Annotated in this window: 24 protein-coding genes and 3 pseudogenes; 10 read left to right on the top strand and 17 right to left on the bottom strand. The window is 63.5% G+C overall.

Annotated elements, in window-relative coordinates; translation table 11 throughout:
- Positions 1-753: 753 nt before the first annotated feature.
- The 8 genes and pseudogenes from ACFOYU_RS04170 to ACFOYU_RS04205 form a co-directional block, all read right to left on the bottom strand.
- Positions 754-1,770, bottom strand: a complete 1,017-nt coding sequence (locus ACFOYU_RS04170) for an LLM class flavin-dependent oxidoreductase (RefSeq protein ID WP_377032540.1) — start codon at positions 1,768-1,770, stop codon at positions 754-756.
- A gap of 270 nt (positions 1,771-2,040) precedes the next feature.
- A complete protein-coding gene (locus ACFOYU_RS04175) occupies positions 2,041-3,672 on the bottom strand; it encodes an acyl-CoA synthetase (RefSeq protein WP_377032541.1) in 1,632 nt (543 codons plus the stop codon).
- Between the two features lie 128 nt (positions 3,673-3,800).
- Positions 3,801-5,030: an ABC transporter substrate-binding protein gene (locus ACFOYU_RS04180; RefSeq protein WP_377032542.1), complete on the bottom strand. Its 1,230-nt coding sequence runs from the start codon at positions 5,028-5,030 to the stop codon at positions 3,801-3,803.
- 219 nt (positions 5,031-5,249) lie between these two features.
- Positions 5,250-5,810: an alpha/beta fold hydrolase gene (locus tag ACFOYU_RS04185; protein ID WP_377032655.1), complete on the bottom strand. Its 561-nt coding sequence runs from the start codon at positions 5,808-5,810 to the stop codon at positions 5,250-5,252.
- Between the two features lie 312 nt (positions 5,811-6,122).
- Positions 6,123-6,376 (bottom strand): annotated as a pseudogene (locus tag ACFOYU_RS04190) (DUF1272 domain-containing protein).
- Positions 6,377-6,409: 33 nt separating this feature from the next.
- A complete protein-coding gene (locus tag ACFOYU_RS04195; RefSeq protein WP_377032543.1) occupies positions 6,410-7,108 on the bottom strand; it encodes a GNAT family N-acetyltransferase in 699 nt (232 codons plus the stop codon).
- 99 nt (positions 7,109-7,207) lie between these two features.
- Entirely contained in the window at positions 7,208-8,137 is a 930-nt protein-coding gene (locus ACFOYU_RS04200; protein ID WP_377032544.1) for a DMT family transporter, read from the bottom strand.
- Positions 8,138-8,190: 53 nt separating this feature from the next.
- Positions 8,191-9,168, bottom strand: a complete 978-nt coding sequence (locus tag ACFOYU_RS04205) for a quinone oxidoreductase family protein (protein ID WP_377032545.1) — start codon at positions 9,166-9,168, stop codon at positions 8,191-8,193.
- 97 nt (positions 9,169-9,265) lie between these two features.
- On the opposite strand from ACFOYU_RS04205, the gene ACFOYU_RS04210 reads away from it, so the two are divergent.
- Both ACFOYU_RS04210 and ACFOYU_RS04215 read left to right on the top strand, forming a co-directional pair.
- A complete protein-coding gene (locus ACFOYU_RS04210; protein WP_377032546.1) occupies positions 9,266-10,144 on the top strand; it encodes a LysR family transcriptional regulator in 879 nt (292 codons plus the stop codon).
- Positions 10,145-10,278: 134 nt separating this feature from the next.
- Entirely contained in the window at positions 10,279-10,950 is a 672-nt protein-coding gene (locus ACFOYU_RS04215) for a cysteine hydrolase family protein (RefSeq protein ID WP_377032547.1), read from the top strand.
- Positions 10,951-10,990: 40 nt separating this feature from the next.
- Here ACFOYU_RS04215 and ACFOYU_RS04220 read toward each other — a convergent pair whose 3' ends face one another.
- On the bottom strand, positions 10,991-11,932 hold the full coding sequence (locus ACFOYU_RS04220; protein ID WP_377032548.1) for a LysR family transcriptional regulator: 942 nt from the start codon (positions 11,930-11,932) through the stop codon (positions 10,991-10,993).
- A gap of 114 nt (positions 11,933-12,046) precedes the next feature.
- Between ACFOYU_RS04220 and ACFOYU_RS04225 the strand changes: the two genes are divergently transcribed.
- From ACFOYU_RS04225 to ACFOYU_RS04240, 4 genes are all read left to right on the top strand, one after another.
- Positions 12,047-12,670, top strand: coding sequence for a glutathione S-transferase (locus ACFOYU_RS04225; protein ID WP_377032549.1), 624 nt, complete (start codon positions 12,047-12,049; stop codon positions 12,668-12,670).
- 11 nt (positions 12,671-12,681) lie between these two features.
- Positions 12,682-13,575: a pyridoxamine 5'-phosphate oxidase family protein gene (locus ACFOYU_RS04230; protein ID WP_377032550.1), complete on the top strand. Its 894-nt coding sequence runs from the start codon at positions 12,682-12,684 to the stop codon at positions 13,573-13,575.
- A gap of 69 nt (positions 13,576-13,644) precedes the next feature.
- Positions 13,645-14,277, top strand: a complete 633-nt coding sequence (locus ACFOYU_RS04235; RefSeq protein WP_377032551.1) for a glutathione S-transferase family protein — start codon at positions 13,645-13,647, stop codon at positions 14,275-14,277.
- A 70-nt stretch (positions 14,278-14,347) separates the two neighbouring features.
- Positions 14,348-14,914, top strand: a complete 567-nt coding sequence (locus tag ACFOYU_RS04240; protein ID WP_377032552.1) for a cysteine hydrolase family protein — start codon at positions 14,348-14,350, stop codon at positions 14,912-14,914.
- A gap of 89 nt (positions 14,915-15,003) precedes the next feature.
- Here the strand turns inward: ACFOYU_RS04240 and ACFOYU_RS04245 are convergent, their stop codons facing one another.
- The 3 genes and pseudogenes from ACFOYU_RS04245 to ACFOYU_RS04255 all read right to left on the bottom strand — a co-directional run.
- A complete protein-coding gene (locus ACFOYU_RS04245; RefSeq protein WP_377032553.1) occupies positions 15,004-15,576 on the bottom strand; it encodes a DUF4865 family protein in 573 nt (190 codons plus the stop codon).
- Complete coding sequence (locus ACFOYU_RS04250) at positions 15,573-15,983, bottom strand: cupin domain-containing protein (protein WP_377032656.1); 411 nt, start codon at positions 15,981-15,983, stop codon at positions 15,573-15,575. The genes ACFOYU_RS04245 and ACFOYU_RS04250 overlap by 4 nt, the downstream gene beginning before the upstream one ends.
- Positions 15,984-16,385: pseudogene (locus ACFOYU_RS04255) on the bottom strand (tautomerase family protein); the annotation flags it as partial.
- A gap of 119 nt (positions 16,386-16,504) precedes the next feature.
- On the opposite strand from ACFOYU_RS04255, the gene ACFOYU_RS04260 reads away from it, so the two are divergent.
- Positions 16,505-17,404 (top strand): LysR substrate-binding domain-containing protein, encoded by a 900-nt coding sequence (locus tag ACFOYU_RS04260; protein WP_377032554.1) that lies wholly within the window; start codon positions 16,505-16,507, stop codon positions 17,402-17,404.
- Between the two features lie 241 nt (positions 17,405-17,645).
- On the opposite strand, the gene ACFOYU_RS04265 is transcribed toward ACFOYU_RS04260, so the two are convergent.
- The gene (locus tag ACFOYU_RS04265) at positions 17,646-18,341 is read right to left on the bottom strand and encodes a DUF2182 domain-containing protein (RefSeq protein ID WP_377032555.1); all 696 of its coding nucleotides are present in this window, start codon (positions 18,339-18,341) and stop codon (positions 17,646-17,648) included.
- 128 nt (positions 18,342-18,469) lie between these two features.
- On the bottom strand, positions 18,470-19,114 hold the full coding sequence (locus ACFOYU_RS04270; RefSeq protein WP_377032556.1) for a DUF1326 domain-containing protein: 645 nt from the start codon (positions 19,112-19,114) through the stop codon (positions 18,470-18,472).
- Positions 19,115-19,653: 539 nt separating this feature from the next.
- Here ACFOYU_RS04270 and ACFOYU_RS04275 point away from each other — a divergent pair.
- Positions 19,654-20,540 (top strand): annotated as a pseudogene (locus ACFOYU_RS04275) (PhzF family phenazine biosynthesis protein).
- Between the two features lie 187 nt (positions 20,541-20,727).
- Here the strand turns inward: ACFOYU_RS04275 and ACFOYU_RS04280 are convergent.
- Positions 20,728-22,095: a PLP-dependent aminotransferase family protein gene (locus ACFOYU_RS04280; RefSeq protein ID WP_377032657.1), complete on the bottom strand. Its 1,368-nt coding sequence runs from the start codon at positions 22,093-22,095 to the stop codon at positions 20,728-20,730.
- A 153-nt stretch (positions 22,096-22,248) separates the two neighbouring features.
- Between ACFOYU_RS04280 and ACFOYU_RS04285 the strand changes: the two genes are divergently transcribed.
- On the top strand, positions 22,249-23,109 hold the full coding sequence (locus tag ACFOYU_RS04285) for a DMT family transporter (RefSeq protein WP_377032557.1): 861 nt from the start codon (positions 22,249-22,251) through the stop codon (positions 23,107-23,109).
- A gap of 244 nt (positions 23,110-23,353) precedes the next feature.
- On the opposite strand, the gene ACFOYU_RS04290 is transcribed toward ACFOYU_RS04285, so the two are convergent.
- Together ACFOYU_RS04290 and ampC are read right to left on the bottom strand one after the other, a co-directional pair.
- Positions 23,354-23,767: a hypothetical protein gene (locus ACFOYU_RS04290; protein WP_377032558.1), complete on the bottom strand. Its 414-nt coding sequence runs from the start codon at positions 23,765-23,767 to the stop codon at positions 23,354-23,356.
- 120 nt (positions 23,768-23,887) lie between these two features.
- The gene (gene ampC / locus ACFOYU_RS04295; RefSeq protein WP_377032559.1) at positions 23,888-25,072 is read right to left on the bottom strand and encodes a class C beta-lactamase; all 1,185 of its coding nucleotides are present in this window, start codon (positions 25,070-25,072) and stop codon (positions 23,888-23,890) included.
- Between the two features lie 100 nt (positions 25,073-25,172).
- Here ampC and ACFOYU_RS04300 point away from each other — a divergent pair, with 100 nt between their 5' ends.
- Positions 25,173-26,045 carry a LysR substrate-binding domain-containing protein gene (locus ACFOYU_RS04300; RefSeq protein WP_377032560.1) on the top strand — a complete coding sequence of 291 codons (873 nt, stop codon included), beginning with the start codon at positions 25,173-25,175 and terminating at the stop codon, positions 26,043-26,045.
- Positions 26,046-26,082 lie beyond the last annotated feature (37 nt).

The following is a 26,082-nucleotide window of genomic DNA, read 5'->3' on the forward strand; positions in this document are numbered from 1 at the left end:
CCATCGTGCAGCGTCAGCTACATCAGGGCGAGCACGGCCTCGTCAATCTTGTCGTGGTCGATCTCCATGCGGCCACTTTACCACGCCGCAGCCGAAATTCCGCGGTCCTCGGCGGATGCGTACGATCTAGCCGCCCGTAGCAAGATTGGGCACAACGGTACTCGCACGGAACCGTGTAAAGCAACCCTCCTAGCCGTTGGGCAAGAGGCGCGCAGTGAGAGAGCCAGCTCCCACAGGAACCAGTGGCAGGGCAGCACCGCCCATAGAACCATCAGCACCAAAGTTACGGATAGCTGTAGTCCCATCGCTGCTCCGGTATCACTTCGAACTCCATGACATTCTGATCGACGTGAGTAGTTCGTGCGGATCAGCACCTGCCACTAAGAGACGAGTTACTCAGGGAGGGTAGGGAACTGGCAGCCGGGAGGACGCACGGAACAGAGTATGTCAAGCCGCATGGCACCCTTCCAGGCCGGCGTGAATCGCCTCGAGCCGCCTTTCAAGCTGTCTCGCATTCGGTACCTTCCCTAAAATGATAGACCGCTGCTGTCCTTGCTGCTTGTCTCGACAGCAGCGGCATTGAATGGTGGTCGTGAAATGGCACTTCTCGTAGGCCGAGGGTCTGCTTCAGCAAGGAACAGCGGCCGCTCCCGGAGGGCAGGGGATCGTCTCTGCATGACCTAACAGAGACATTCAGCCGACGAGCCCAAACTCGCACCGATCAGCCTGTCCGGCTAATCCCTGCCTCGACGGTCATCGCCAGCCCAGCGCTGGAGCGACATGCTTTAGGATGGCCTCGATGACATGGGCGTTGTAGTCGACGCCAAGCTGGTTCGGTATGGTCAGAAGCAGCGTGTCGGCCTCTGCAATTGCCTCATCCGCCTTGAGCTCCTCCACGAGCCTGTCCGGCTCGGCAGAGTAGGAGCGGCCGAAAATTGCGCGCATGTTGTCGATGATGCCGATCTGGTCGTTATCCTTGCCGTACCCGAAAAAGGCGCGGTCGCGGTCGTCGACGAGAGCGAAAATCGAGCGCGAGACCGAGACGCGCGGCTCATGGGCATGGCCTGCCTCCTTCCATGCTTCCCGGTAGCGACGGATCTGCTTGGCCTGCTGGACGTGGAAGGGCTCGCCCGTCTCGTCCTCCTTCAGGGTCGAGCTCTGGAGGTTCATGCCCTGCTGCGCGGCCCACACAGCAGTCGCATTGGAGGCGGACCCCCACCAGACACGCTCGCGCAGACCCTCGGAATGCGGCTCGATGCGCAGCAGGCCAGGCGGGTTAGGGAACATCGGGCGCGGGTTCGGCTGGGCAAAGCCCTCGCCTTTGAGGACGTTGAGAAGCACTTCCGTGTGGCGGCGTGCCATATCGGCGTCATTTTGGCCCTCTTCGGGCACGTAGCCGAAGTACCGCCATCCGTCGATCACCTGCTCCGGTGAGCCGCGGCTGATGCCGAGCTGGAGCCGGCCACCACTGATCAGATCGGCCGCGCCTGCATCCTCGGCCATGTAGAGTGGGTTCTCGTAGCGCATGTCGATGACGGCGGTGCCGATCTCAATGCGGCTCGTCTTCGCACCGATCGCCGCCAGCAGGGGGAAGGGCGAGGCGAGTTGGCGCGCGAAGTGATGGACGCGAAAGTACGCGCCGTCCGCGCCGAGCTCCTCGGCCGCCACGGCAAGGTCGATGGATTGGAGGAGGGCATCCTGGGCCGAGCGCGTCTGTGACTGCGGTGAAGGGGACCAGTGCCCGAACGAGAGAAAGCCAATCTTCTTCATCAGCCCGCCCTATGCAAATGCCTTCAGTTGATACGACACGATAGCAGGAAGACCGTATGTTCGTGCCGAAGTCCTCCTAAGACTGTTGCCACGGTAGATCAATCCGGCCGCATATCTGCTCAAGAAGGAAACATCGGACATTCTCGAGGGCAGGGGATCCTCGCAGCCTGGCCCGAAGCTTACCATTATTGATCTCGGGATCTCACGAGTCAGCATTGCGAGCACTCGCTGTCACGGGTACCGACGCCTTCCTGGTGGCGAGCAAGAGGCCTAGGGCTGGGCCCGCGCCAGCTCCCGCAGGCAAAACTTCTGGATCTTGCCCGTGGACGTCTTCGGCAGCTCGGTGAACACCACCGTGCGCGGGCATTTGTAGGAGGCGAGGTGCTGCTTGCACCAGGCGATCAGGTCTTCCGCCGATGCGGCCTCGTCCGGCTTGAGCTCCACGAAGGCGCACGGCGTCTCGCCCCATTTCTCGTCCGGCATCGCCACGACGGCAGCGGCCTGGACGGCAGGATGCTTGTAGAGCGCGTCCTCCACCTCGATGGAGGAGATGTTCTCGCCGCCGGAGATGATGATGTCCTTGGAGCGATCCTTGAGCTGGATGTAGCCGTCCGGATACTTGACGCCGAGATCGCCCGAATGGAACCAGCCGCCCTCGAAGGCCTTTGCGGTGGCGCCGGGATTCTTGAGATATCCCTTCATCACCACGTTGCCGCGGAACATGACCTCGCCGAGCGTCGCGCCGTCCGCGGGCACGGGCTGCATGGTTTCGGGATTGAGCACGTCGAGGGCTTCGAGAACCGGATAGCGCACGCCCTGGCGGGCTTTCTTCGCGGCGTATTCCGCCGAATCCAGCCCGTTCCATTCCTCGTGCCATTCGTTGACGACGGCCGGGCCGTAGACCTCAGTCAGGCCGTAAAGATGGGTCACGTTGAAGCCGGCATCCTTCATGGCGGCGAGCACCGCCTCCGGCGGCGGAGCGGCGGCCGTGAAGAATCGCACGATGTGGGGCAGGGGCCGTTTCTCGGCGACCGGCGCGTTGAGGAGCGTCGACATGACGATGGGGGCGCCGCACAGATGCGTGACGCCGTGATCGGCGATGGCGTCGTACATCGGCTTCGCCCGCACGGCGCGCAGGCACACATGGGTGCCGGCGACGATGGACAGCGACCAGGGGAAACACCAGCCGTTGCAGTGGAACATGGGCAACGTCCACAGATAGACCGGGTGCTGGCCCATGCCGCCGATGACGATGTTGCCTATGGCGAGCAGATAGGCGCCGCGATGGTGATAGACGACGCCCTTGGGATCGCCCGTCGTGCCGGAGGTGTAGTTGAGGGCAATCGCGTCCCACTCGTCCCGAGGCAGGCTCCAGGAGAAGTCCGGATCCCCGTCTGCCAGGAAGTCCTCGTACTCGATCTCGCCCAGGCGCTCGCCCGATCCCGAGAATTCCGGGTCGTCGTAGTCGATGACGAGCGGCTTGACGCTGGAGAGTTCAAGCGCCGCCTTCACGATGCCTGAGAACTCCCGGTCGGTGATGAGGATTTTGGCGCCGCTGTGTTCGAGCGAGAAGGCGATGATCCGGGCGTCGAGGCGGGTGTTGAGGGTGTTGAGCACCGCGCCGGCCATCGGCACGCCGTAGTGGCATTCCAGCATGGCGGGTGTGTTGGGCAGCACCACCGAAACCGTGTCGCCGCGCCCGATCCCGCACTTGGCGAGAGCCGAGGCAAGACGCCGGGAGCGGGCATAGAAATCACGGTAGCTGCGTCTGAGAGAGCCATGGATAATGGCTGTGCGCTCAGGATGAACGCTGGCGGCTCGCTCCAGGAAGGTGAGGGGCGTCAGGGGCTGAAAGTTGGCTGGATTTTTGTCGAGATCTATGTCGTAAGTGGTCAAAGTCATGGTTGTTTCTCGAAGCCCAGCCGGTGACGCTGCTCAGCAATTTGTAGATCCATGGGGATGCATGATCCTGAGCCGGTAGACATGAAAATGGAGTCCAGGGCCCCGCGAAGTGGCCCTGGACTCTGATCTTAGTGTCTACTCTTGATGAGTGGACACTCACCCTCTGCCAAGGGGCGGAATGCCTGGTCGCCGGGAATCGTTTGAACGAGCCTCAAATAATCCCAAGGCTCGCGGGACTCTTCCGGCTTCTTCACTTCGAACACGTATAGGTCATGCACCATGCGGCCGTCCTCGCGCACCCGGCCATTTTCGGCGAAGAAGTCTTTGACCGGTAGCTCCTTCATCATCCGCGCGACCGCCTCGGCCTCGTCGGTACCAGCTGCCTCAATCGCTTTGAGATAATGCAGGATCGACGAATACACGCCCGCCTGTCCCATTGTCGGCATAGCGCCATGGCGCTTATGGAAGCGCTTCGACCAGGCCCGCGTCTCGTCGTTGAGGTCCCAGTAGAAGGCCTGCGTCATCAGGAGACCCTGAGCCTGCTCCAGGCCGATCGCATGGATATCGGTGATATGCAGGTAAAGGCCTGCAAGCTGCACACCCGACTGTGTGATGCCGAATTCATGCGCCTGCTTAATGGCATTAACCGTATCAGCGCCGGCATTGGCGATGCCAATCATCTTCGCTCCTGAGCTTTGCGCCTGGAGAAGGAAGGAGGAGAAGTCATGATTGCCCTGCGGGTGCTTCACACCGCCCGCAATCTTGCCACCGGCCCTGACCACAGCGTGGGCTGTGTCTCGTTCCAGGGCGTGACCGAACGCGTAATCAGCAGTCAGAAAGAACCAAGGGCCACGGCTTGCCAGCGGCTGCCCTGTGCCCACCGCCAGGCCGTAGGTGTCATAGGTCCAGTGAATGCCGACAGTCGAGCAGAACTTACCGGTGAAGTCTGATGACCCTCCGGTGGAAGCAATCACCAGTCGGTTCTTTTGCCGCCCGATCTCCTGGACGGCTAGCATGACCGAGGAGGTCGGCAGATCGACGATTGTGTCGACCTTGTCCTCGTCGATCCAGCGTCTGGCGACCGCCGCCCCGACATCGGGCTTGTTCTGGTGATCGCCAGCCACAACCTCGATCGGCTTGCCCAGCACTGACCCGCCGAAATCCTCGATGGCCATTCGGGCCGCAATGGTCGAGCCTGTCCCGGCCATGTCGGCATAGATCCCGGACTGGTCGTTCAGCACGCCGATTTTGACGATGTTGTCGGAGACAGGCTCTGCGGCCACCGCTGGCCCATGCAGGCCTCCCAGCGCGAGGGTGCAAACTACCGCGAGTGGCGCAGCCCGGTGCTTGTAAAGCATCGGCATTTTCCTTTCATGCAGAACTGATCGCCGCAAAAAACGATGCCAAGGCTGTTCTTGTCAACGGAAAAGTTCGTTATATAGAACGAGATTTTGCGGTATGATGGCTAACAACTGTTGCATTTTGGTCTAAATGTTCCGTTGCATGTCCTCGGTCCAAACTCTCAGATGCCACACAAGTAGCGGATCTGTTCGTTACAGCGGACAAGCTACTGCATGCTAGGCGCGGTGCCTCACATTGGTACTGGCGCCATCGTGGTGCTTGCTGTGTCTGCGGGATCCATGCAGCTTTTGGATCCTTGGCTGTGGCCCGGGTCCGGTAGTACACCAGACAGGCCGCGAAGGTGCCCGGGCGCGCGTAGGCATCGACCATGATGGCGAGTTCCTCATCTGACAGCATGTCCCACTGCCGAGTCCAGTAACGATAGAAGTAGCGCAGGTACGCACCAACCGTCTCGCGGCTGTGGCCGACCAGTTCCTCAGCGAGAGGCAACTGATGGAAATGGTGATACCAGAACTCGCGCTGGGCCTGGGGCTCAAAGCGGCGCCAACTGATGCCAGGATAGAAGGGTTCAGTAGGGCCAGCGCCCGCACATGGTGCGGAAACCGGCGGGCGAGCGTCTGGGCGATTGTGGCGCCGATGTCGTGCGCGACGACCACGACGGGAGCCAGCCCGAGATGTTCGACCAAGCTGGCGAGGTTATCCGCGTGAACCTCAGAGGTGTACCCGGAGGACGGCGGCAGGTTGGGCTTTTCGCTGTCGCCGAATCCGAAGGTCAGGCGCGATCACATCGGCCAGGGAGGCAAAGCCCGAATGACGCGGCGCCAGTCGTACCAGAGCCCGGGCCAGCCATGGAACAGCAGGACCGGGTTGCCGCGGCCTTGCCGCACGTAATGCAACAGGACTTCCCGACTGCCTGGCCCCACGCCGGGTCCCCAACTTTGGATGATGGTGAGAGAGCCTGCGTGCCCGCCGAACGGTCGTTCGGTATGGGAGGATACATTGCTTTTATCCTTGGGTTGAATTGGGCGCACGGGAATAAAATCCGGGACGGCGCTCGCCGTCGCCGGAGCGGCCAGCCACAAGGGAGGTCAGGGTGCTGCGACTTGGCTCGTCGGACACGGGGTGCTGCGATGCACGCGCTCGGCGGAGGGTGGATATTTGTCCAGGAGCCGCGCAGGCCGGACGGGACGGACCGCAAAGCCGCCACCGCAGTTCGGGCAGATCCCCTTGAGCCTGTCCTCGGCACATTCGGCGCAGAATGTGCACTCAAAGGAGCAGATCCTCGCGTCTGGGCTGGCCGGTCCCGGTTGCAGCACTCGCAGTTCGGCTTCAGCGTCAACATGTCATTTCCTCGTGCGGCGGGAGCGCTACGGGGTCAGTCCGAATCGCGGTTGCGCCCAGCAGCGCGGTTCATCAGGTTAGACAGCGCTCTGAGCTGGTGCCCAGTCGCGTCGAAATTCGACGGCGACAGCCATCGCACGTACGCCGACTTCCGCGAAGACCAATCCCGTTCGGTCATGGCGAACCACGCCGTATCCCGATTCTCGCCTTTGACTACCATGTGCTGCCGAAACAGGCCCTCGTACGAGAAGCCAAAGCGGACCGCAGCGCGCTTGGAAGGCGCATTGCGGTTGTCGCACTTCCACTCGAGGCGGCGGTAGCCCAGGTCGTCGAAGACCCAGCGGGCGAGCAGGAAGATCGCTTCGGTGGCGCCCCGGCTGCGTGCCAGGCGAGGGCCGAACAGGATGTGCCCGACCTCGGCCACACCGTTGGCGGGATCAATCCGCATGAGCGCTAGACGGCCTTCGGTGCGACAGGTGTCGCGGTCGACGATGGCGAAGAACAAGGGATCCTCCGATGCGGCGGCTTGGGCGAGCCACGGCTCGAACGAGGGCCGGTCCGGGAAGGGACGATCCGTCAGGTAGCGCCAGAGCATGTCACGATCCGGTCCGCTGCCGGCCTCGAAGAGTTCATCGCCGTGCCGAGCGGGATCGAGCGGCTCGAGGCGGATGTAGTCCCCTTCCAGTCTCATCCTGTGCGGCCGCGGCCGCGGTGCCCAATCCGTCAGCGACATCGTCGTTCTCCTCATCTCATTCAGAGTAACCCGCCCGGGCCGCATCCCGGAACCGCTACGGTGCGGAACTTAGCGTTCCATTCAGTGGAATGATCGTGCTCACCTGCAACCGCGTGCACCAGGCAGCGTCCTCGCGGCGAGCACCGGAGCGGCAGCTCGGTCCGCCAGGGTGGGCTGGCTGTCGAGGGAACGTCGGGCGGCGACCGCCAATCCGCCTAGGACCAGAACCGCTCCGGCCATCTGCCACGGGCCCATCGCCTCCTCGAACAGAAGCCATGCCGCAGCGGCCGCCAGCACGGGGCGGGCAAGCGCGGTAGCGGACGCATACGATGCAGGCAGACCGTGCATCGCGTAGGCCATGAGGCCATGGCCGCCGATCTGCACGCCGAGGGCCATGGCGACGATGGGCAGCCAGCCAGGGGCCGCCGAGGGCAGAAGCGGATCGCTCGAGCCGATCGCCACAGGTGCGAGGAGGGCGGCCGCGATCCCGCTCGTCCACAGCATGATCTGCGTGGCCGACATCCGCCGGCGGAGATCCTTCACAACGAGGAAGTAGGCCGCATAGAGAAATGCCGACAGCAGCGCGAGGCCCTCCCCAAGACCCAGTCGCCAGCCCTCGAATGAAGCCCCGGTCATCAGCGCAGCCCCGCCGATCGTCACCCCATATCCAGTGAGTTGCCCCATGGAGGGGCGCTCCCGGAGGAATACAATGGCAAGGAGCGTCACGAACACCGGCGAGAGGTTCATCAGCAGGACGGCGTTCGCGACCGTCGTCTCGACGGCGGCCCAATGATTGGCCGCCATGTCGCCGACCGAGAGTAGACCCGCGGCGACCAGGAGGAGGTAATCGCGTCTGCGCAGGGGCTCTGCGTTTGCCAGCCGCGCGGGTGTGATGGCGATCAGCACACCCGTGGCGAGGACCATGCGCAACCAGAGTGTCGCGGTGGGGTCGACCGGACTGAAGCGGACGAGGAGAGGGGCAGCCGCGACGAGAACGCAACTGGCCACGAGGGCAACGAAGTAGTGCATGGGAACTCCGGGACAGGACAGGAGGCCCGGAGACGTCCGGGCCCAGATACAGGTCAGGCAGCTAGGAGAATGGACCCGGTGGTGCGTCGACCTTCGAGATCGGCATGGGCTCGGGCGGCGTCGGCGAGCGGGTAGACGGCTCCTATCGCCACGTTGATCCTGCCTTGCTCGAGCAGGGACATGAGCGCGGTCGCCGCCGTGCGGTAGGCTTCGAGGTCGGTCATGTAACCGAACACGCTCGGCCGCGAGAGCGACAGCGAGCGCCGCGGGCCGAGCTGCGCCACTTCGATCGGCGGGATCGGTCCCCCTGCCTGGCCGACGCTCGCTACGGTGCCGAACGGACGCATGGCATCGAAGGTCTCCAGCAAAGTCGATGCGCCGATGCCGTCGTAAGCCACGTCAACGCCGCGGCCGCCTGTGAGCTCCTTCACCGCATCGACGAAGCTGGTCTCCCGATAGAGAATTGCGTGGTCGAGACCTGCCGCACGGGCGATCCCGGCCTTCTCCGCGCTGCCCACAGTGCCGATCACAGTGGCACCTAGCAGCTTCGCCCATTGCGTCACGACCAGGCCCAGGCCGCCCGCGGCGGCGTGCACGAGGATAGTGGTGCCGGGCTCGACCGGATAGGTGCGGTGAAGGAGCATATGGGCCGTGATGCCGCGCAGCATGATGCCGGCGGCATCGCGCTCGGAGACGGTCGCCGGCAGGCGCAGGAGCCGCTCGGCCGGGACCAGCCGCGCGGCAGCATAGGCGCCGGCCGGAAGGGCCGTGTAGGCTACGCGGTCGCCGACTACAACGGAATCGACGCCGGCGCCGACCGCCGCGACGGTTCCTGCCCCCTCCACACCGAGGACGGCTGGAACCTGCGGCAGAGGGTAAAGGCCGGTGCGATGATAGACATCGACATAGTTCACGCCGGCGAAGGACTGGCGCACGAGCGCTTCGCCGGGACCGGGTGGAGGAAGCTCGACGGCGTCGAGCCGGAGGGTCTCGGGGCCGCCGAATTCATGGATGCGAACGACGTTGGTCATGTCTAGTCACCAGGATTGAGGAGATGCAGTCTTGGTCTGGGACCAGCTTGGCTGCTATTCGGTATTCTTGCCGGGCATCTGGGGATTTTTACGCAGAATGGATTGGGATGATCTGAGGTACTTTGCCGAACTGGCCCGGACCGGAAGCCTTTCGGCCTCCGCCCGCACGTTGCGGGTCGACCATTCCACCGTGGCCCGGCGCATCACGTCGCTCGAGGAGGCACTCGGTATCCGTCTCTTCGACCGGCTACCGCGCGGGTACGTGCTCACGCCCGAGGGCGAGCACGTGCAAGAGCATGTAGATCGCCTGGAGGAGGATGTGTTCGCCCTTCAGCGCGCCGTGCAGGGACGGGGGCCCGGATTGTCCGGCACGGTGCGGGTCAGCGCACCGCCGGCCTTCGCCAGCCTGTTTCTCGCGCCGCGTCTCAGATTGCTGCGCGAACGGCATCCCGATATCGCCCTGGAACTTTCAGGCTCCAACGTCTCCGTGAGCCTCACGCGACGCGAGGCGGACATCGCGCTTCGGCTGGCGCGGCCCGAAGGCTCGTCCCTGGTCACCCGCAAGGTGGCCACGGCCGGCTACGGGCTCTTTGCCTCACGTGCCTATGCCAGCGGGCGGGCGCCTGATGCCCTGGATCTTCTCGGCTACGAGGAGAGCTTGGAGCACGTGCCCCAGCAGCAATGGCTGCGGCGCTTCGCAAATGGACGGCCGTTCGTCTTCCGCACGAGCGATCTCGTCGGCTTGCATTCGGCGGTCAGGGCAGGTCTAGGAGCCGCGGTGCTGCCGTTCTTCGTGACCGGCAGCGACTCCGACCTCGTCTGCATTCAGCGGGAAGGGGTGCCCCGGCGCGATGTCTGGCTCGTCGTACACGAGGACGTCCGGCGCTCGCCGCGCGTGCGCGCCGTTATGAACGTGCTGGTCGAGATCCTGGGGCGCGAACGGGCCCTGTTGGAAGGGGACAACCCTGGAGAATAATGTCGTTCTGTGCATTCGTGCCCAGAAACGTCGCTCAAACACTCAGGGCAGACGGCCGGGGTCGGTGTCATAAGGGAAATGGGACAGAAGCCATCCGTCTCTGCCCTATTAACTCCCGCTACAGGAAAACAAAGATGTCATCGACCCCCAGAACCCTTCGCCAGATTGCGGGCGCGCCGTCCACACCCGGCTCCCCCGATGATGCCGCCCTCGTGCTCATCGACCATCAACGCGAGTACCTGCCGGACGGCGGCTTGCCGCTCACCGGAATCGAGGCCGCCGTCACGGAGATCGTGCGATTGCTCGATTTCGCCCGCCGCCATGGCATGCCCGTGTTTCACGTTGTCCACCATGCCCGTCCCGGTGCGCCGCTCTTCGATCCCGGCGGTCCGAGCGCGCAGATCATCGCGGGGCTCGAGCCCAATGCTGGCGAAGATGTCATTGCAAAGTCCCTGCCCAACGCCTTCGCGGGCACGGATCTGCACGATCGGGTTCAGGCAACGGGCCGTATGGACCTGCTCATTGCGGGCTTCGCCACCCATATGTGCGTCAGTTCCACCGTGCGGGCCGCCCTCGATCTCGGGTACAGGGCCACGGTCGTGGCGTCGGCGACGGCAACGCGCGACCTGCCGTCCCCGCTGGGCAGCGGGGAAATCGTCTCGGCCGAAGTGGTGCAGCAGGGGACGCTCGCAGCCCTGGCCGATCGGTTCGCCATCGTCATGCCCGATGCCGAGGCTCTTGCCCAGGCGATGCAGACTGAGGGCCAGCATGAGGTGGTTTCCTCCCGAGGCCGTCTCCACGGGTAGTCGACCGTCCCCGGGCGGCCGGGGGACTCAGTGGATCAGGTCAGTACCGCTCCCCGTCGCCGTCGGCAGGGAGCAGGGCTTCCGGTACTCCTCTCAGGACGTCGAGGGCGCCGAGCGCCGGAGCCGCGAGATCGACAAAAGCCCGCGCCTTGGGCGGCATGCGCTGTGTGCTGGGCATCACGATGTGAACGGGCAGCGGCTCGGGCTCGAACTTGGGGATCAGCCGTACCAGGTGTCCCGCGGCGAGATCGTCGACGACCTGATAGGAGAGCGGGCGCCCGATGCCCCGGCCAGCCCTAACCGCCAGCAACATGGCGTCGATCTCGTTCACGGCCAGGCGGGGCACCAGGCGAACCACTTGCTCCCGCCCGGCGCTTCGGAAGCGCCATGCCTGTTGATCGGCGCGGTCGCTCGCGAAGATCACGTCGTGCTCGGCAAGATCCGCCGGCCGGCGCGGTAACCCGCGCCGCTCGATGTAGGCGGGGCTCGCGACGAGCAACCGCCCGACCGCTCCGACCCGCCGGGCCACGAGGCTGGAGTCCGACAGGGGACCGATGCGCACCGCGACATCGATCTCGTGCTCGATTAGGTCGAGGTTGCGGTCGGACAGGATCAGTTCGGCCCGCATCGACGGATACGCATCCAGGAAGTTCCCGATGACCGGGGCCACGTGACGGCGGCCGAACACCAGGGGCGCGGTGACGCGCAGGACCCCCCGCAAGGGTGCGCCGGAGATCTCCCCAATGGCGCTGTCGTAGCCTGAGAGCAGGCGTCTCGCATGCTCTGCGAGTTGCCGGCCCGCCTCGGTCGGGGCAAGGCGCCGGGTCGAGCGCTCGACCAGTCGCGCCCCGACCCGCTCCTCCAGCGCCGCCAGACTGCGCGTGACGGACGGCGGGGACCGCCGGAGCTTCCGTCCCGCACCGGTGAGACTGCCGGCATCCAGGATCGCGATGAAGACGGCGAGCTCGTCCAGTCGGTCCATGATCATTCCGTGAAGTGGAAAAGTGTATTGCAAATTGAGGGCATTCTTGCCGCTGAAGGCAAGGATTATTCAAGGATTATTCCTGTGGCGGTTAAACTCCTTGAGGCCAAGCGCATGTCCGACACGACAATCCTCCTGCACGGAACGGCCCTTTCCGGTCACACCCACCGTGCGGAACTCATGCTCTCCTTGCTCAGCCTGCCTTATCGCCGGGTCGACGCTCCGGATACCGTGCGCCGGACGCCAGAGTTCCTCGCCATGAATCCCCTAGGCCAGATCCCGGTGATCGAGGACGGGGAAGTGGTGCTCGCCGACAGCAACGCGATCCTCGTCTACCTGGCCAAGCGCTACGATGCGGGAGGCTCCTGGCTTCCGGAGGACCCGGCCTCCGCGGCCGCGGTCCAGCGCTGGCTGTCCGTGGCCGCGGGCGAGGTCATGTACGGGCCCGCCATGGCGCGGATGGTGACGCTGTTCGGCGCTACGGCGGACCCCGCCAGCACCGCCGCGATCGCAGCCCGGCTGCTGTCCCTCATGGAGACACACCTCGCGACGCGCAACTACCTGGCTGGAGAGGCTCCGACCATCGCCGACGTCGCCTGCTATTCCTACGTGGCTCATGCACCGGAGGGGCGGATATCCCTCGAGCCTTACCCCGCCATCCAAGGGTGGTTGGGTCGGGTCGAGGCGCTGCCGCGCTTTAAGCCGATGCCGCGCTCCGCGATCCCCGACGCCGCATAAGGGTGACGCGAATGACCCAGTCCCCGTTCCATGCGGGCGAGTTGGAGGTCCAGGCCCGCGCCGGCGTGCAGGCCGCCGGCGGCGCGATCCGCGACTTCATGCCGGAGCAGCACCGTGCCTTCTTCGGCCTCCTGCCATTCCTGCCCGTCGCCACGACCGATCAGGATGGCTGGCCCGTGGCGACGATCCTCACGGGCCGGCCCGGCTTCATCGCCAGCCCCGATCCCGGGAGCCTCCACATCGCGACGCTTCCGGACGCCGCTGATCCCGTGAGGCCGTACTTGGCGTCCGGTGCCCAGGTGGGAGTGCTCGGCATCGACCTGGGCACCCGCCGGCGCAATCGGGCCAATGGCGTGATCGCCTCGACGGGAGCCGACGGGATTCTGATCTCCGTCCACCAGAGCTTCGGGAACTGCCCGCAATACATCCAGGTCCGCGACGTCCGGCCGGCTGATTCTTGGCCCGGCGTGCCCGAGCCGATCGAGGGGCTGGACGGGCCAGCCCGTACGTGGATTGGCCAGGCCGACACCTTCTTCGTGGCCAGCGGCAGTGGGTCGGTCACCGGTCCGGCGGGCGGCGTGGATATCTCGCACCGCGGGGGCACGGCAGGATTCGTCCACGTCGACGGCGACACCCTGACGATCCCCGACTACCGCGGCAACCGCTACTTCAACACCCTCGGCAACCTCCTGCTCGATCCTCGTGCGGCGCTGCTGTTCGTGGACTTCGGGTCGGGTGACCTGCTTCACGTGCAGGGCGAGGTCGAGATCCTGTGGGAGAGCGGTGGCACCTGGGGCTTCGAGGGTGCCGAGCGGCTGTGGAGGCTCCGAGTCGCGCGGGCATGGCGTCGCAAGGGCGCGCTTCCGCTCCGGTGGTTCACGCGGATCGGGGACGCTGGAGGCTGAACCGAACCATTTCCAACGCCGGGCTTCCCGGCTCCATTCCGTCGTTCCGAAAGTGCAGGAGACCGCTTGATGTACAAGCTCTACTACTCGCCCGGGGCCTGCTCCCTCGCGGCCCACATCGTCCTTGAGGAGATCGGCCTGCCTTACGAGCTTGAGCTCGTGTCGGTGCAAGGCGGTGCCACGTCTCGACCAGAGTACCTTGCCATCAACCCCAAGGGACGGGTGCCGGCGCTGGTCCGCGACGGCGAGGTCCTGACCGAGGTCGGCGCCATCCTCGTGTTCCTGGCGCGACGCCACGCGGACAGCGTGCTCCTCCCCGACGATCCATGGCTTGCCGCGCGGTGCCACGAATGGCTGTCCTGGCTGTCGAGCGAGGTGCATCCGGCATTCGGCCAGGTCTGGCGTCCGGAGCGATCCGTCGGGACGGCGGCCTATCAAGCCGATGTGCAGGCGAAAGGCCGCGAGAACGTTCGTGCCCGCCTCTCCGACATCGAGTCGCGGCTCACTGACGCCAGCGAGTATGCGGTCGGCGGTCGATACACCGTGGTTGACCCATATCTCCTCGTCTATTTCGGATGGGGGCGGTACGTGGGCGTCGACATGGCGGAATATCCGGCATTTGCGCGCCATGCGGCCCGGGTCTCGTCCCGCGAGGCGGTTCGCCGTGCACTCCTGCACGAAGGGTTGTTGAAGGCCGCATAGGTCGACGAACCCGCCTGATCATAAGCCGATGTCTTACTCAGATCCCTTCATTGCCAAGGAAGAGAATTCTATGAACCGCCTACCTGCCGATGCGGCATTGATCGTCATCGACGTCCAGCAGGCCTTCGACTTGCCGCTATGGGGCGCACGCAACAACCCGGAAGCGGAAGCCAACATTGGCCGCCTTATCGGGGGTTGGCGGCAGAGCGGCCGCCCCGTGATCCACGTGCATCACGAATCCTCATCCCCGGCCGGAGCCTTTCGGAAGGATGGGCCGGGCGTTCTGACGAAGCCCGAGGCGATGCCGAAGGAGGGCGAGAAGCTCTACTGGAAGACGGTCAATAGCGCTTTCATCGGCACCTCCCTTGAGGCCGACTTGCGCCAAGCTGGGATCACGACCCTCGTCATCGTCGGGCTGACCACCAATCACTGCGTCTCGACCACTGCCCGCATGGCCGGCAATCTCGGGTTCGAGACCTTCGTCATCGCCGATGCAACCGCGACGTTTGAACGGATGGGGCTGGACGGGCACATGCGGCCTGCCGCAGAGGTTCATGCATCCGCCCTCAGCGACCTTGACGGTGAATTCGCCACAATCGTCGGAACGCACGATATCCTGAACATAATCGGGGTCTGAACCTGAAGGTCGGCATGCCTGTGGCCGCCGTTGCCGGATTAAGCAACGAGCGCCACCGGGTCCGCGGACCCGGTGGCTGCGATCCTCGTCTAGCCGAGAGCGGGCCTGCCTCTCGCAACATGGCCCACGCGGTACGTTTGGACACTGCGGCCTGGAACCATCCCCGGCACCTTGTTCCAGAGCCGGAACCGCACCCGCGTCCACATAGTCGGTTCGAAACCCGCGACCGACGCGAGGACGTCGCCGCCCTCGACCGTCGCCCGTGCCTCGTCGCTGTCCCGCCGCCTGATTTCCTCGAGCGGCGCATGGGATTCGATCGGGAGGATCTCGCGGGTGGCGAACTTCGCTTCCCTGAACTCCGGGGCAACGCTGGTCTGCCAGACAATCCAGGTACTGACGCTTGGCCAGCCGAAGTCATTGGCGAGGGTCTGGAACCCCGGGCCGCACAGGAAGTCGCTCGTACCCTCCGCCCTGTCCCAGACGTAGAACGGGGCGTAGAGGTTCTCATGGCTTCCCAGATCGCCCCTGGCTGCCCTGAGGTAGGCCTTGAACGTCAGGTTCGGGAACCCGTCGAGCAGGAGGCCCTTGTCTCGAATGCGGCGGTCGATGATTTTCATATCGTAATCAGCCGGAAGGGCGAGGCTGTACTGCATCGCGATCATGGCCGCATCTCCACAGGCTCGAACCAATCGACGGCCCGGCCGTCCTGCACGGACTGGATGCTGATGTAGCTGAAGGTGTCGTCGGGAGCCGCTCCATGCCAATGGCGCTCGCCGGGCGCGAACCAGACGGAGTCGCCCTGACGGACGGTGATGATCGGGCCACCATCGGACTGCACGCGGCCTGTGCCCGACACGACATACAGGAGCTGGCCGCGTGGATGCGCATGCCAGTTGGTGATGGTGCCGGGATCGAGCACCGTGCGCATCGCCGTGTTCTCTCCGTCCTGACCGCCGTCCAGAAGCGGCTCGACCTGAATCGGCGCCGTGGACACACCCGCCGGTGAACGTGTCAGCCTCTCTCCGGACCGACGGATCGTCATTCGCTCTGGGTTGGATGCGCCATTCATTGCGGGGCGGACCCGAGCGCTATCGTCTGAGATCGTCTCGCCCTTGCTGAAAGACCAGTCCTCGGCCGAAGTCGTGTTGATGACGATCATCACGTCCTCCGGGCGGATCCCCGGCGACTGCCGGAGCCGTTCGACGACGCGCTTGTAGAGGCCCTTCTTGACCTCGGCTGACCGCGGTTTTCCGGCCGTGATGGCAATCAGCACGAAATCCTCCGACCGCGGGCCGCCGAGATAGGTCGGATCGAAGATCAGCTCGCCGTGTTCATGCTGGTGGATGACCTGGAAGCGATCATCGGCGGGAACGTCGAAGATCTCGACGAGGGCGCGATGCACGTTGTCGGACAATGCGCGCAGATAGTCCGGGCTCTTTCCCTTGAGGAGGGACATGCGAACGTAAGGCATAGAGTTCATCCTGGTGTTCAGCCGCTCAGCGGCCTTGACAGCCCGACACTCGCACGCAAGGGTAATCCATAAAATCAGAAAGATTAAAACAAATAGTCCTGAAAAATGGGATGATCGAAATGCGCCATGTCACCTTCGACCTGGACGTGCTCCGGAGCTTCGTCGCCGGGGTTGAGTTGGGCAGCTTCGCCAAGGCCGCCGAGCGGTTGGGCCGCTCGACATCGGCGGTGAGTACGCAACTCCAGAAGCTGGAGGGCCAAGCAGGCACGGCCCTGCTGCGCAAGGCAGGGCGGGGCTTGGCGCTGACGGAAGCGGGCGAGACGATGCTGGCCTATGCGCGCCGTCTCCTCGAACTCAACGACGAAGCCGCCGCCGCGGTTCGTGGTGTTGAGCTCGAAGGATGGATCAGGCTCGGCATGCAGGAGGACTTCGGCGAGTCGTTGTTGCCCGAGGTGCTGGGGCGGTTTGCTCGGGCTCATCCCAAAGTCCGGATTGAGGCCCGCGTCGTCCGCAATGCCGAGTTGATGGACCGGATCCTGTCGGGCCGTCTTGATCTCGCTCTGGCCTGGGACAGCGGGGTGGCGACGCCCTTCCGCGAGACCATCGCCGAACTTCCCATGTGCTGGATCGGTCCGGAGGACGGGGACATTGGATGGAGCATGACGAGCGGAGATCCCGTGCCGCTCGCCTCCCTCGAGGCGCCATGCCTGATCCGGTCCGCGGCCACGGAAGCCCTTGACCGGGCGGGCCTTGCCTGGCGACAGGCGTTCGTCAGCCCGAGCCTCTCGGGATTGTGGGCCGCGACCGCCGCAGGGCTCGGGCTGACGGTGCGCACCCCGCTTGGCCTCCCGCCACGGGTTCGCCCGTTGACCTCGGCGGCGACGGGTCTTCCGGACTTGCCCAAGCTCAATCTGGTCCTGCACCGGGGCGAGGCTGAGCCGAGTCCCGCGGTGGCTCGCCTCGCAGAGATCGCGCAGCACTCCGTACGAGAGGAAGTCACAAGGCAGACCAGGGCTTGATGATGCATCCGCTCGTGGATCCTTCCGAAGCCAGCGTGTAGGCGTCGCAAAAGGTAAGCACGGGACACATCAGGAAACACACGATGACAGGGCAGCCCCATCCGATGACCAGATGGTAAGAGCGATCAATCCGCTGCTTAGGCGAACGTCAGTATATGGCGCATCGGAAACTTTGCGCATAAGTGAGTTTGGGACTCCAAAGCGGAAGTTCCTCCAGGGTATGTCCCGAAGAGCCTTTCGGTCACGATGCAAGGGCTAGGAGCCATGCGCCGGCCCCGACGAAGGCTGCTCCCGTGATCCGTGTGATCCACCATCCCGCTGGGGTGATCTTCTCGACTAGGACGAGGATCGCGATGCCGGCGATCCATAGTACGTTCATCACCCCACCCAAGAAAAGCAGCGCCATCAGCGCCCAGCAGCACCCAATGCAGTAAAGACCATGCTCCGTCCCGAGCCTGAGAGCCGCCTGAGGCTCACGGCGAAATCCGCCATGCCGCTGAATGAAGAGGAGCGGGGATCGGCATTGCGACAGGCAGGCGTCCTTGAGCGGCGTCCACTGGTAAACGCCCGCAGCGATCAGGATCGCGCCACCAAGAGCGGTGCTCGCGCTTTTCATCATTGGGGTCAGCAGGAGAACTTGCTCAAGCGACCATTGCACCAGCGTGGCAACGAGAGCGAAACTCGTCCAAGCGAGGAGGTAGCCCCCTGCAAACCAGGCCGTTGCGGCAAAAGGCTTATGACGAGCCTGAGCCTGACGGGCCACACCCGCATAAATCAGGACCATCGGAGCCGCAGATGGCAGCATCATGCCGACCATCATGACGGCCCACATGACGAACATGAACCCAAACTCGGTGGCGCCCCAGGCGCGCAGGCTCGGTCCCGTCATTTCAGCCATATCCAGTCCCGACATTCCCATCCCCGACATGTCGGTCATCGCCGCATGATCGGCGTCCGTGGCGGAGAGCCATAGGACATAAGCCCAGGCCAACGCTGCAAGGGCACCGAGCGCAGCCAAGATCACCACACGGTCCCGCCGCAGCACGAGGTCGAGAGCCGCATCCGTCATGGGGTTGGCCGCACCACTCCAGACCCTGTCATGTGAAGATGAGCGAAGTGGGCGTGGGAGTCTTCCAGATTGAGTTCGATGGCGCCTGTTGCCGTTCCCCAGCCCCGGCCGATCTCGGCCACGGTGTATTCGAAGCCGTTAGGAAGATTGATTCGCGCCTGGTGCGGCTGACCTGTGACTGGATTGAGAATCGGCTCGCCCCGGGCGTCGATCACGCCCGGCACCCGGAGGCGCGCCGTGCGGCCATCGACATCGATCTCGAGGTCGATCCGGGCAAAGATCGGATCGTTCACCTTCTCATAGGTCGTGGCAAAGACCTGGAAGAAGGTGGCTCCAGGCTCAGTGTCCTCGCCGCTCATGATGCGCAGGAGTGCCTCCCGCTGCTCTGGGGTTGCCCGCTCATCGACAATGGGCGTCGCGTGGCCTCGCCCCTCATGGATCGCGCCTGGCCAGGCAAGGACACAGGCTACCTTGAGGCCATCGAGCTTTGTGTTGCCGTGATAGCCTTCCGCGATCTCGAACCCGGCAACGGCTTGGCAGTGGCCGTGGGTTGGCTGGGCATTGAACTGGCAGGGGCAGCCATAGTCGCAGTTGCAATGGATAAACTCGCGCCCTTTGATCGTCCATGTGACATCAGGCATGGTCACCTCCCTAGGCTCTGGCGCAGACCGCATTCGGCGGAACAGGGATAGCGATGAGCAGGATACTCCCAAGGCCCATCAGGCACCAGCCTTCTACCTCCTCAGGACAGAGGTCTGCGGATCAACTCGCAGGGTGTGATCATCCAGAACTTTCATGGAATGATCCTGTGTATCGCTCGTTTGGCGACAAAGTGACCTTGAGCGGAAATGCCAATGACCCGTGGGGAGTTTCCTGCGATAAGCGTGGTGAGACCGGAATGTCTCTGATTGGCACCGAGCTGAAGTAGAGCCAACGTCCGCTGAAGCAGGGAACACCGGACGTTCCTGGAGAGCAGAGGATCGTCAGTGTGTGGCCCAAGCGCTGAGATTCATGGCGAACGTCCGGGGGCTCTCGGCGTAGCAAATCCGAATCTAGGAAATCGATCAGGCCAACTTCGACAATCAGCAAGGATGATCAGTCGCATTCCATTGCTGAATTATTCCTCAGCCGACTTCGCTGGTACGAAATGGCTAAGTCCGATCTGCCTTTGGAACCTGCCGTGCCCCGCTTTCCGTACGAGACTGTAGACGTCTTCACCGACCGCCCCTTCGGCGGTAATCCGCTGGCTGTCTTCACTGATGCACGAGGGCTTTCCGATGCGCAGATGCAGGCATTGCGGCGGAGATGAACTACAGCGAGACAACATTCGTCCTTCCACCCGACGACCCAGCCAATGATGCCCATGTGCGCATCTTCAATCGCACGGCCGAGATGCCCTTTGCCGGACACCCAAATGTCGGCACGGCTTTTGTGCTAGCGCGCCACGGGCGGGACCGCGACGGCGTGCTGCGGTTTGAGCAGAAGGTTGGCCTCGTCGAGATCGCTGTGGAACGCGATGTGGACGGAGCGGTGACAGGGGCTGTTATCGGTGCCCCGCAGGCCTTGTCCCTCGGTATGGAATTGCCGGACGACGAGATCGCCGCCTGCACCGGGCTTTCAGTCAACGACATCGTTACAGCAGCCCACAAGCCGGTGCATGCCTCGGTGGGTGTCAAGTTCGTTCTGACGCAAGTCAAGCCAGAAGCTCTTGCTGGTGCGACGCCTGATCTCGCCGTCTTTCGCAAGCTCGTGCGGTTGCATGGCGAGTTGGCTGGACGCTTGTCACTATTCGTCTATGGGCGTGACGGCGACAGGATCCGAGCACGGATGTTCGCACCGCTCGCGGGTACCTGGGAAGACCCGGCCACGGGCAGCGCCAGCGCGACGCTCGGGGCGCTGCTGCTCTCGCTCGACGGTGGCGACAAGGCCACCTTCAGCATCACACAAGGCGTCGAGATAGGTCGGCCGAGCTTGCTCAAGGTGACGTCGTGGCGCGACGAGGATGGCTATCACTCGCGCGTCGGCGGCAGTTGCACCCCGATGTTTCAGGGCGAAGCGCTGCTTTAGAGGACTGAGAGCTCCAAAGGCGTCCTCCGCGCCATCAAGCCGGAACTCAGAAAGGTTCGCACTTGGCACGTTGGTGAAGTTGACTGAATGTTGGCTCTAGAAGGGAACGGCGGACGTAAGGATCGGAAATCTCCTTGCTTGACCCCAACCACTCATGGTGGGCAGGTGCGGATCAATCGTGAAGGTTTTATTTGGCACGATGGGTACGCATTGCCCGCTCGAGAACTGCCACGATGTGCGGATCGCCCGACTGCGCGACATTGAAGCGGAGGAATGAAGTGGCGGTCTGTGAGACACTGAACACGTTGCCCGGGGCGAGAACAACGTTCTCCTCCACGACCATGCGGGCGAGCGCGGAGGAATCCTGGTCCTCCGGCAGGCGGCACCAGAGATAGAAGCCGCCACGCGGCATGAGCCAGGGTCGGATACCGAGAGGCTCCAGCCGGGTTGCCGTTTCGCGTCGGGCCCGGGCAAGGCGCTGGCGCAATTCCTCCATGTGTTTGCGGTAGCCGCCCCCTGCGAGAATGCCGGCAATGAGCTCGGTAGCGACCGGGCTCGGCCCGCCGAAGCACGTCGCAACTTGGAGGTCGACCAGACCTTCAATCCAGTCGGCCCGTGCGGCGATGTAGCCGCACCGGATCGCGGCGGACAGCGTTTTCGAAAAGCTGCCAATCCGAATGACTCGGTTGAGCCCATCGAGCACGGCAAGACGGGGTGAGGGTTCCGGCTCGAAATCGGCAAAGATGTCGTCCTCGATGATCGTCAGGTCGTGAGCTGCGGCTGCACTTAACAGCCTGTGGGCGATCTGCGGCGACAGGGTGGCGCCGGTCGGGTTATGGAGCGCAGAGTTGGTGATGTAGAGGCGCGGTCGCTCTGCCGCGAGGATCGTCTCGAAGGCTGCTACATCGGGCCCAGTGGCTGTGTAGGGCGCGCCGACGATTCTGACTTGGTGCGCCCGAAGCAATGCCTGAAAGTTGAAGTAGCAGGGGTCATCCACCAGCACCGTGTCACCAGGCCTCAGCAGAAAACGGCAAATTAGATCAATTGCCTGTGTACCCGATCCAGTGAGCATGATCTGGTCGGGTGAAACCTCAGTACCTTCTTCGGCGAACCGGCCGAGCAGCAACCGGCGCAGAGCCGGCGAGCCACGCGTCGTTCCGTAATCGGCAAGCACTGGATCTTCAGCACGCGCCAGTGCCCGCAAGGCACGGCGAAGCGCGGTATTCGGCATCCAGTCTGCCGGTAGCCAGCCGCAACCGGGTTTCAACATCGTGGGATCGGCGTCGAGCGATTGGCGCGATACCCAGAACGGATCGACAGCCCGATCGCGCCGCGGCTCTATCTCCGCCAGCGCCAGCGGTGGCAACCCGTTGCGAGCAACGTAGAAGCCGGAACCGCGTCGGGCGCGGATTAGGCCCTCAGCCGCAAGACGGTCATAAGCCTCCACGACGGTGGACGGAGATACATTCATAGTTGTGGCAAGGCTCCGGATCGAGGGCAGCCGGTCCCCTGAAACGAGGGCACGGCTTGACACCTTCAACCGGATTGCCGCCATCACCTCACCCGTGCGGGTCAGTTCTCGGTCCTTCACGTGCGCTCCCCTGACTGTGTGGCCACCTATGCCCATACAGTATTGTGAAATCGTATGGCACTGTCTCTGTCTGAGCTAGCCTTGAAATCCTATGATCCCTGCTGAAAGGGAGATCACATGGATCGAACAGCGAACGGGTGGGGCAGCGGCCTCCTGGGTGTCATCATCTTCAGCGGCTCGTTACCGGCCACGCGGGTCGCCGTCGGCGACTTCTCGCCCCTGTTCCTGACCTCAGCCCGCGCGGTGATCGCCGCGCTTCTTGGAGCAGCCTTCCTCGTCGTGCTTCGGCAGGTGAGGCCCGGGCGCAGCGATCTTGGCTCGCTGGTCGTGGTTGCTCTCGGTGTGGTAATCGGTTTCCCATTGCTGACGGCCCTTGCGCTCCAGCACATCACCTCGGCGCACTCCATCGTCTTCATCGGCCTTCTGCCGCTTGCGACCGCCATCTTCGGCGTCCTGCGCGGCGGCGAGAGGCCGAAGCCGATGTTCTGGCTGTTTTCGGGCCTTGGTGCTGCAACGGTCGTAGGCTTTGCCCTGTCCAGCAGTGACATAGGCTCTCTCACGGGCGATCTGCTGATGGTAGCCGCGATCGTGCTTTGCGGCCTCGGATACGCTGAAGGAGCCACACTGTCCCGAAGGTTGGGCGGCTGGCAGGTCATCTCGTGGGCTCTGCTTCTGGCGCTGCCGATGATGGTGGCGGTCGCGCTGATCACGATGCCGGAATCCTGGAGCGAAATCGGCGGTCCGGCTTGGCTCGGGCTCGCCTATGTTTCGATCTTCAGCATGCTGGTCGGCTTCGTCTTCTGGTATCGCGGCCTAGCGCTCGGGGGCATTGCGGGCGTCGGGCAGTTGCAACTGCTCCAGCCCTTCTTCGGATTGGCGTTGGCGGGCCTGCTGCTTCATGAACCAGTCGCTTTGACGATGGTTGCGGTGACGGGCTTTGTGGTTCTTTGCGTCGCCGGCGCCAAGCGTTTCGCCTAAGCTTTCGAGAAGAGAACACACAGCCTCTTCGTTGTGTCGGTGCCGACTTAGGAAGGCTCCCTAGCCGCTGAGCAGAGAAAGGTCCGGACCTGGCACTTCGCGGAAGAAACACTTCGGTCTGCTCACGAGGCGGTGAGCAGATCTTTTTCATTTTACTGTCCTTTACTCTTCGACCCATAGCGGGTCTCGGCTGCTCTTGTCGAGACTGTCGCCGGGCTGTCGCAAGACCGTTCCGGGCGATGATCTATGGCTCTGGTCGACTGGTAAGACAGGGATCCAGAACGACGTAGTTCGCGGCCATCTTGCGATAGCTCCCGGTCACAGTCACGGTATCACCGATCTTCAGATCGTTCGTGGCGTACGTCACGCAGAGGACCTTCGCGTCCGGCTCATTGCAGATTCCTATATAGGCGAGCACGCCGTCGAAGTACACGAGGGTCAGGGTGCCGACCGCACTGAAGTCGATCCGGTCCAATCCCGACGGGGATGGCACACTTCGGATCATGTCCTCGATTTCATGGCAGCGGGCAGGCCGCTCAGGGATCATCTCGGCAGGGGCGAACGGGCCCTTATCACGTCTACCCTGCCCCGATGCTGCCTGGAGCGGCGTTATGACTGCCGTCAGCGTGAGAAGAACGGCACCTTCTTTTCGAAGCATGTTTCTCATAACCTGTCCCTGTCACGCAATGCTTCAGCAGCCTCCTAGACTTGCCACGCGCATGGTATGTACGTGGCAGGCAGTTTCCGTCGCCTCTCGGATCGATGAAGGACAGCATTCTCAGCGTGCGCTCGTCACGTCGGACTGCTTGTCCAGAGCGGTCAGGATCCGGTGCGCGGCTTTCACACGGGCCGGGATGGGATAGTTCCTGTTCGCCAGCATCACGACGCCAATGCCCTTGGTGGGAACAAAGGCTACATAGGCCCCGAACCCGTTCGTCGACCCGGTCTTGTTGATCAGCACATCTTCGCGGGGAGGCAGCGGCGCGCCAAACCTCGTCACTTCATTAGGTTTGAAAGATACCTGGACCGAATTGCCCTCCAGCAGTCGGTCGAGATCCGTTGGATAAGCATACATCTCCCAGGCCAAGCCCTGGATCATGTCACCGACCCTGTAGTATCCGGTATGCGTCGCCGTGATCGCGCGTTGCATCGTCTCGTCCAGGGCCGCGCTGTCCATATTCACTTCGGCAAAGCGGATGAGATCAGCCGACGTCGTCTTCACGCCATAGGCTTCTGAGTCCCAGATGCCGGGCGATACCCGAATGGGCTTGCCATTCCTTGAATAGCCGTAGGCGTAGTCGCCCATCCGATCTTGAGGAACCCTGATGTAAGTGCGTTTCAGGTCAAGCGCTGGGAAGAGCATATGCTCCATCAGGTCGTCGAAGGACTTGCCCATGCTTCGGGCGGCAAGATGGCCGAATAGGCCGATGCTCGGGTTCGAGTATTGCCGATGGGTGCCGGCGGGGTAGGCTGGGCGCCAGTTCCGGTAATAGGCGATCATCGTGTCCTGATCGGTGACATCGTCGGGAAACTGCAAGGGCAGGCCGCCCGCCGCATAGGTGCCGAGATCGAGAAGGCTGATCTCGTCGAAGCTGCTGCCTGCGAGAGCGGGCATGTAACGGCTCACCTCGTCAGAGAAGGACAATGATCCCGTCACCTGCGCATAGGATGCGAGGGTTGCGGTGAACGTTTTGCTGATCGAACCGATTTCGAACAGCGTATCCTCGGTGACCTTCCGCCCGCTCTCCTTCGAGGCGACACCATAGTTGAAGTAGGAGCGCTGGCCCCGAATCGTGACCGCCACGGCCAGGCCTGGTATATTGTACTCTTCCATCACGGGCCGGATCGCCTCATTCACGATCTGCGCGAGACGATCTTGGCTGCCGCCCTCCGCGGCATGAGCCCATGGACTGAAGAACAGGGAAGCGGCTGCAAGACTCCCGAATCGTCGCCGTGTGATCATGGCATCTTTCCTCCGTTGTCCGGCGGAACTTGACCGACGGACTGGATTCCCGCAAACGAGGAATTCTCGACGGAGCCATTAGAAAAATTTGGTCTTCGGCATGACCCGGCCATATCTCCCTCTCAACGCCTTGCGGGCATTCGAAGCCTCGGCCCGGCATCTCAGCTTCACCCGGGCTGGGCTGGAACTGCGTGTGACGCAGGCCGCGATTAGCCACCAAGTGAAAGGCCTCGAGGAGATGCTGGGCGTCAGCCTCTTTCGCAGACTGCCGAGGGGGCTTGCTTTGACGGACGAAGGGCTGGTGCTCGTGCCTGTGCTCACGGAGGCGTTTGAGCGGATCGGTGCGACGCTTGATCGGCTGGAGCATGGCCAGATCGAGGAGGTCGTCACGGTCGGGTGCAACAGCACTTTCGCGAATGGATGGTTGCTCCAGCACCTGGATGAGTTCCGGGCCCGGCATCCTCTGATTGACCTGCGCCTGCTGATCAACAACAACCGGGTCGATGTGGCGGGCGATGGCCTCGACCTCGCCCTGCGCTTTGGTAACGGATCGTGGCATGGAACCGAAGCTGTTCATCTCCTGTCGGCACCCCTATCTCCGGTGTGTGCGCCCGCGACGGCCAAGCGCCTGCGCCATCCCTCAGATCTCGCGCAGGAAACCCTGCTGCGCTCCTACCGGGTTGAGGAATGGCCTCTCTGGTTCGAGATGACAGAGACCCCGTGCCCCACCATTCGCGGACCGATGTTCGACAGTTCCGTGACGATGGCGGAGGCTGCCGCCCAGGGACTGGGCCTTGCCCTCGTTCCAGTCTGCATGTTCCAGCGCGATCTCGCCGCCGAGCGGCTCGTGCAGCCCTTCGAAGTTGGGGTGTCTGCCGGCTCCTACTGGCTGACATGGCTCAAATCCAAGCCTCTGACGCCGGGAATGGAGGCCTTCCGGGACTGGCTCCTGCTGAAGTTGGGTTGCGATTGAAGCTCTTGATCTCCGTAAATGGGTCGGTGAGGTCGGG

It is taken from the genome of Microvirga sp. GCM10011540 (genome assembly GCF_042650665.1).
In the GTDB taxonomy this organism is placed as follows: Bacteria; Pseudomonadota; Alphaproteobacteria; order Rhizobiales; family Beijerinckiaceae; genus Microvirga; species Microvirga lenta.

Excerpts from the sequence above, each read along its gene's own strand:
- ACFOYU_RS04260 (WP_377032554.1), top strand. The coding sequence starts at position 16,505 with ATGCGCCATGTCACCTTCGACCTGGACGTGCTCCGGAGCTTCGTCGCC.
- ACFOYU_RS04245 (WP_377032553.1), bottom strand. The coding sequence starts at position 15,576 with ATGATCGCGATGCAGTACAGCCTCGCCCTTCCGGCTGATTACGATATG.
- ACFOYU_RS04225 (WP_377032549.1), top strand. The coding sequence starts at position 12,047 with ATGTCCGACACGACAATCCTCCTGCACGGAACGGCCCTTTCCGGTCAC.
- ACFOYU_RS04180 (WP_377032542.1), bottom strand. The coding sequence starts at position 5,030 with ATGCTTTACAAGCACCGGGCTGCGCCACTCGCGGTAGTTTGCACCCTC.
- ACFOYU_RS04175 (WP_377032541.1), bottom strand. The coding sequence starts at position 3,672 with ATGACTTTGACCACTTACGACATAGATCTCGACAAAAATCCAGCCAAC.
- ACFOYU_RS04240 (WP_377032552.1), top strand. The coding sequence starts at position 14,348 with ATGAACCGCCTACCTGCCGATGCGGCATTGATCGTCATCGACGTCCAG.
- ACFOYU_RS04215 (WP_377032547.1), top strand. The coding sequence starts at position 10,279 with ATGTCATCGACCCCCAGAACCCTTCGCCAGATTGCGGGCGCGCCGTCC.
- ACFOYU_RS04250 (WP_377032656.1), bottom strand. The coding sequence starts at position 15,983 with ATGAATGGCGCATCCAACCCAGAGCGAATGACGATCCGTCGGTCCGGA.
- ACFOYU_RS04205 (WP_377032545.1), bottom strand. The coding sequence starts at position 9,168 with ATGACCAACGTCGTTCGCATCCATGAATTCGGCGGCCCCGAGACCCTC.
- ACFOYU_RS04230 (WP_377032550.1), top strand. The coding sequence starts at position 12,682 with ATGACCCAGTCCCCGTTCCATGCGGGCGAGTTGGAGGTCCAGGCCCGC.
- ACFOYU_RS04200 (WP_377032544.1), bottom strand. The coding sequence starts at position 8,137 with ATGCACTACTTCGTTGCCCTCGTGGCCAGTTGCGTTCTCGTCGCGGCT.
- ACFOYU_RS04270 (WP_377032556.1), bottom strand. The coding sequence starts at position 19,114 with ATGCCTGATGTCACATGGACGATCAAAGGGCGCGAGTTTATCCATTGC.
- ACFOYU_RS04170 (WP_377032540.1), bottom strand. The coding sequence starts at position 1,770 with ATGAAGAAGATTGGCTTTCTCTCGTTCGGGCACTGGTCCCCTTCACCG.
- ACFOYU_RS04300 (WP_377032560.1), top strand. The coding sequence starts at position 25,173 with ATGACCCGGCCATATCTCCCTCTCAACGCCTTGCGGGCATTCGAAGCC.
- ACFOYU_RS04285 (WP_377032557.1), top strand. The coding sequence starts at position 22,249 with ATGGATCGAACAGCGAACGGGTGGGGCAGCGGCCTCCTGGGTGTCATC.
- ACFOYU_RS04210 (WP_377032546.1), top strand. The coding sequence starts at position 9,266 with ATGGATTGGGATGATCTGAGGTACTTTGCCGAACTGGCCCGGACCGGA.
- ACFOYU_RS04290 (WP_377032558.1), bottom strand. The coding sequence starts at position 23,767 with ATGCTTCGAAAAGAAGGTGCCGTTCTTCTCACGCTGACGGCAGTCATA.
- ACFOYU_RS04280 (WP_377032657.1), bottom strand. The coding sequence starts at position 22,095 with ATGGCGGCAATCCGGTTGAAGGTGTCAAGCCGTGCCCTCGTTTCAGGG.
- ACFOYU_RS04235 (WP_377032551.1), top strand. The coding sequence starts at position 13,645 with ATGTACAAGCTCTACTACTCGCCCGGGGCCTGCTCCCTCGCGGCCCAC.
- ampC (WP_377032559.1), bottom strand. The coding sequence starts at position 25,072 with ATGATCACACGGCGACGATTCGGGAGTCTTGCAGCCGCTTCCCTGTTC.
- ACFOYU_RS04195 (WP_377032543.1), bottom strand. The coding sequence starts at position 7,108 with ATGTCGCTGACGGATTGGGCACCGCGGCCGCGGCCGCACAGGATGAGA.
- ACFOYU_RS04265 (WP_377032555.1), bottom strand. The coding sequence starts at position 18,341 with ATGACCGACATGTCGGGGATGGGAATGTCGGGACTGGATATGGCTGAA.
- ACFOYU_RS04220 (WP_377032548.1), bottom strand. The coding sequence starts at position 11,932 with ATGGACCGACTGGACGAGCTCGCCGTCTTCATCGCGATCCTGGATGCC.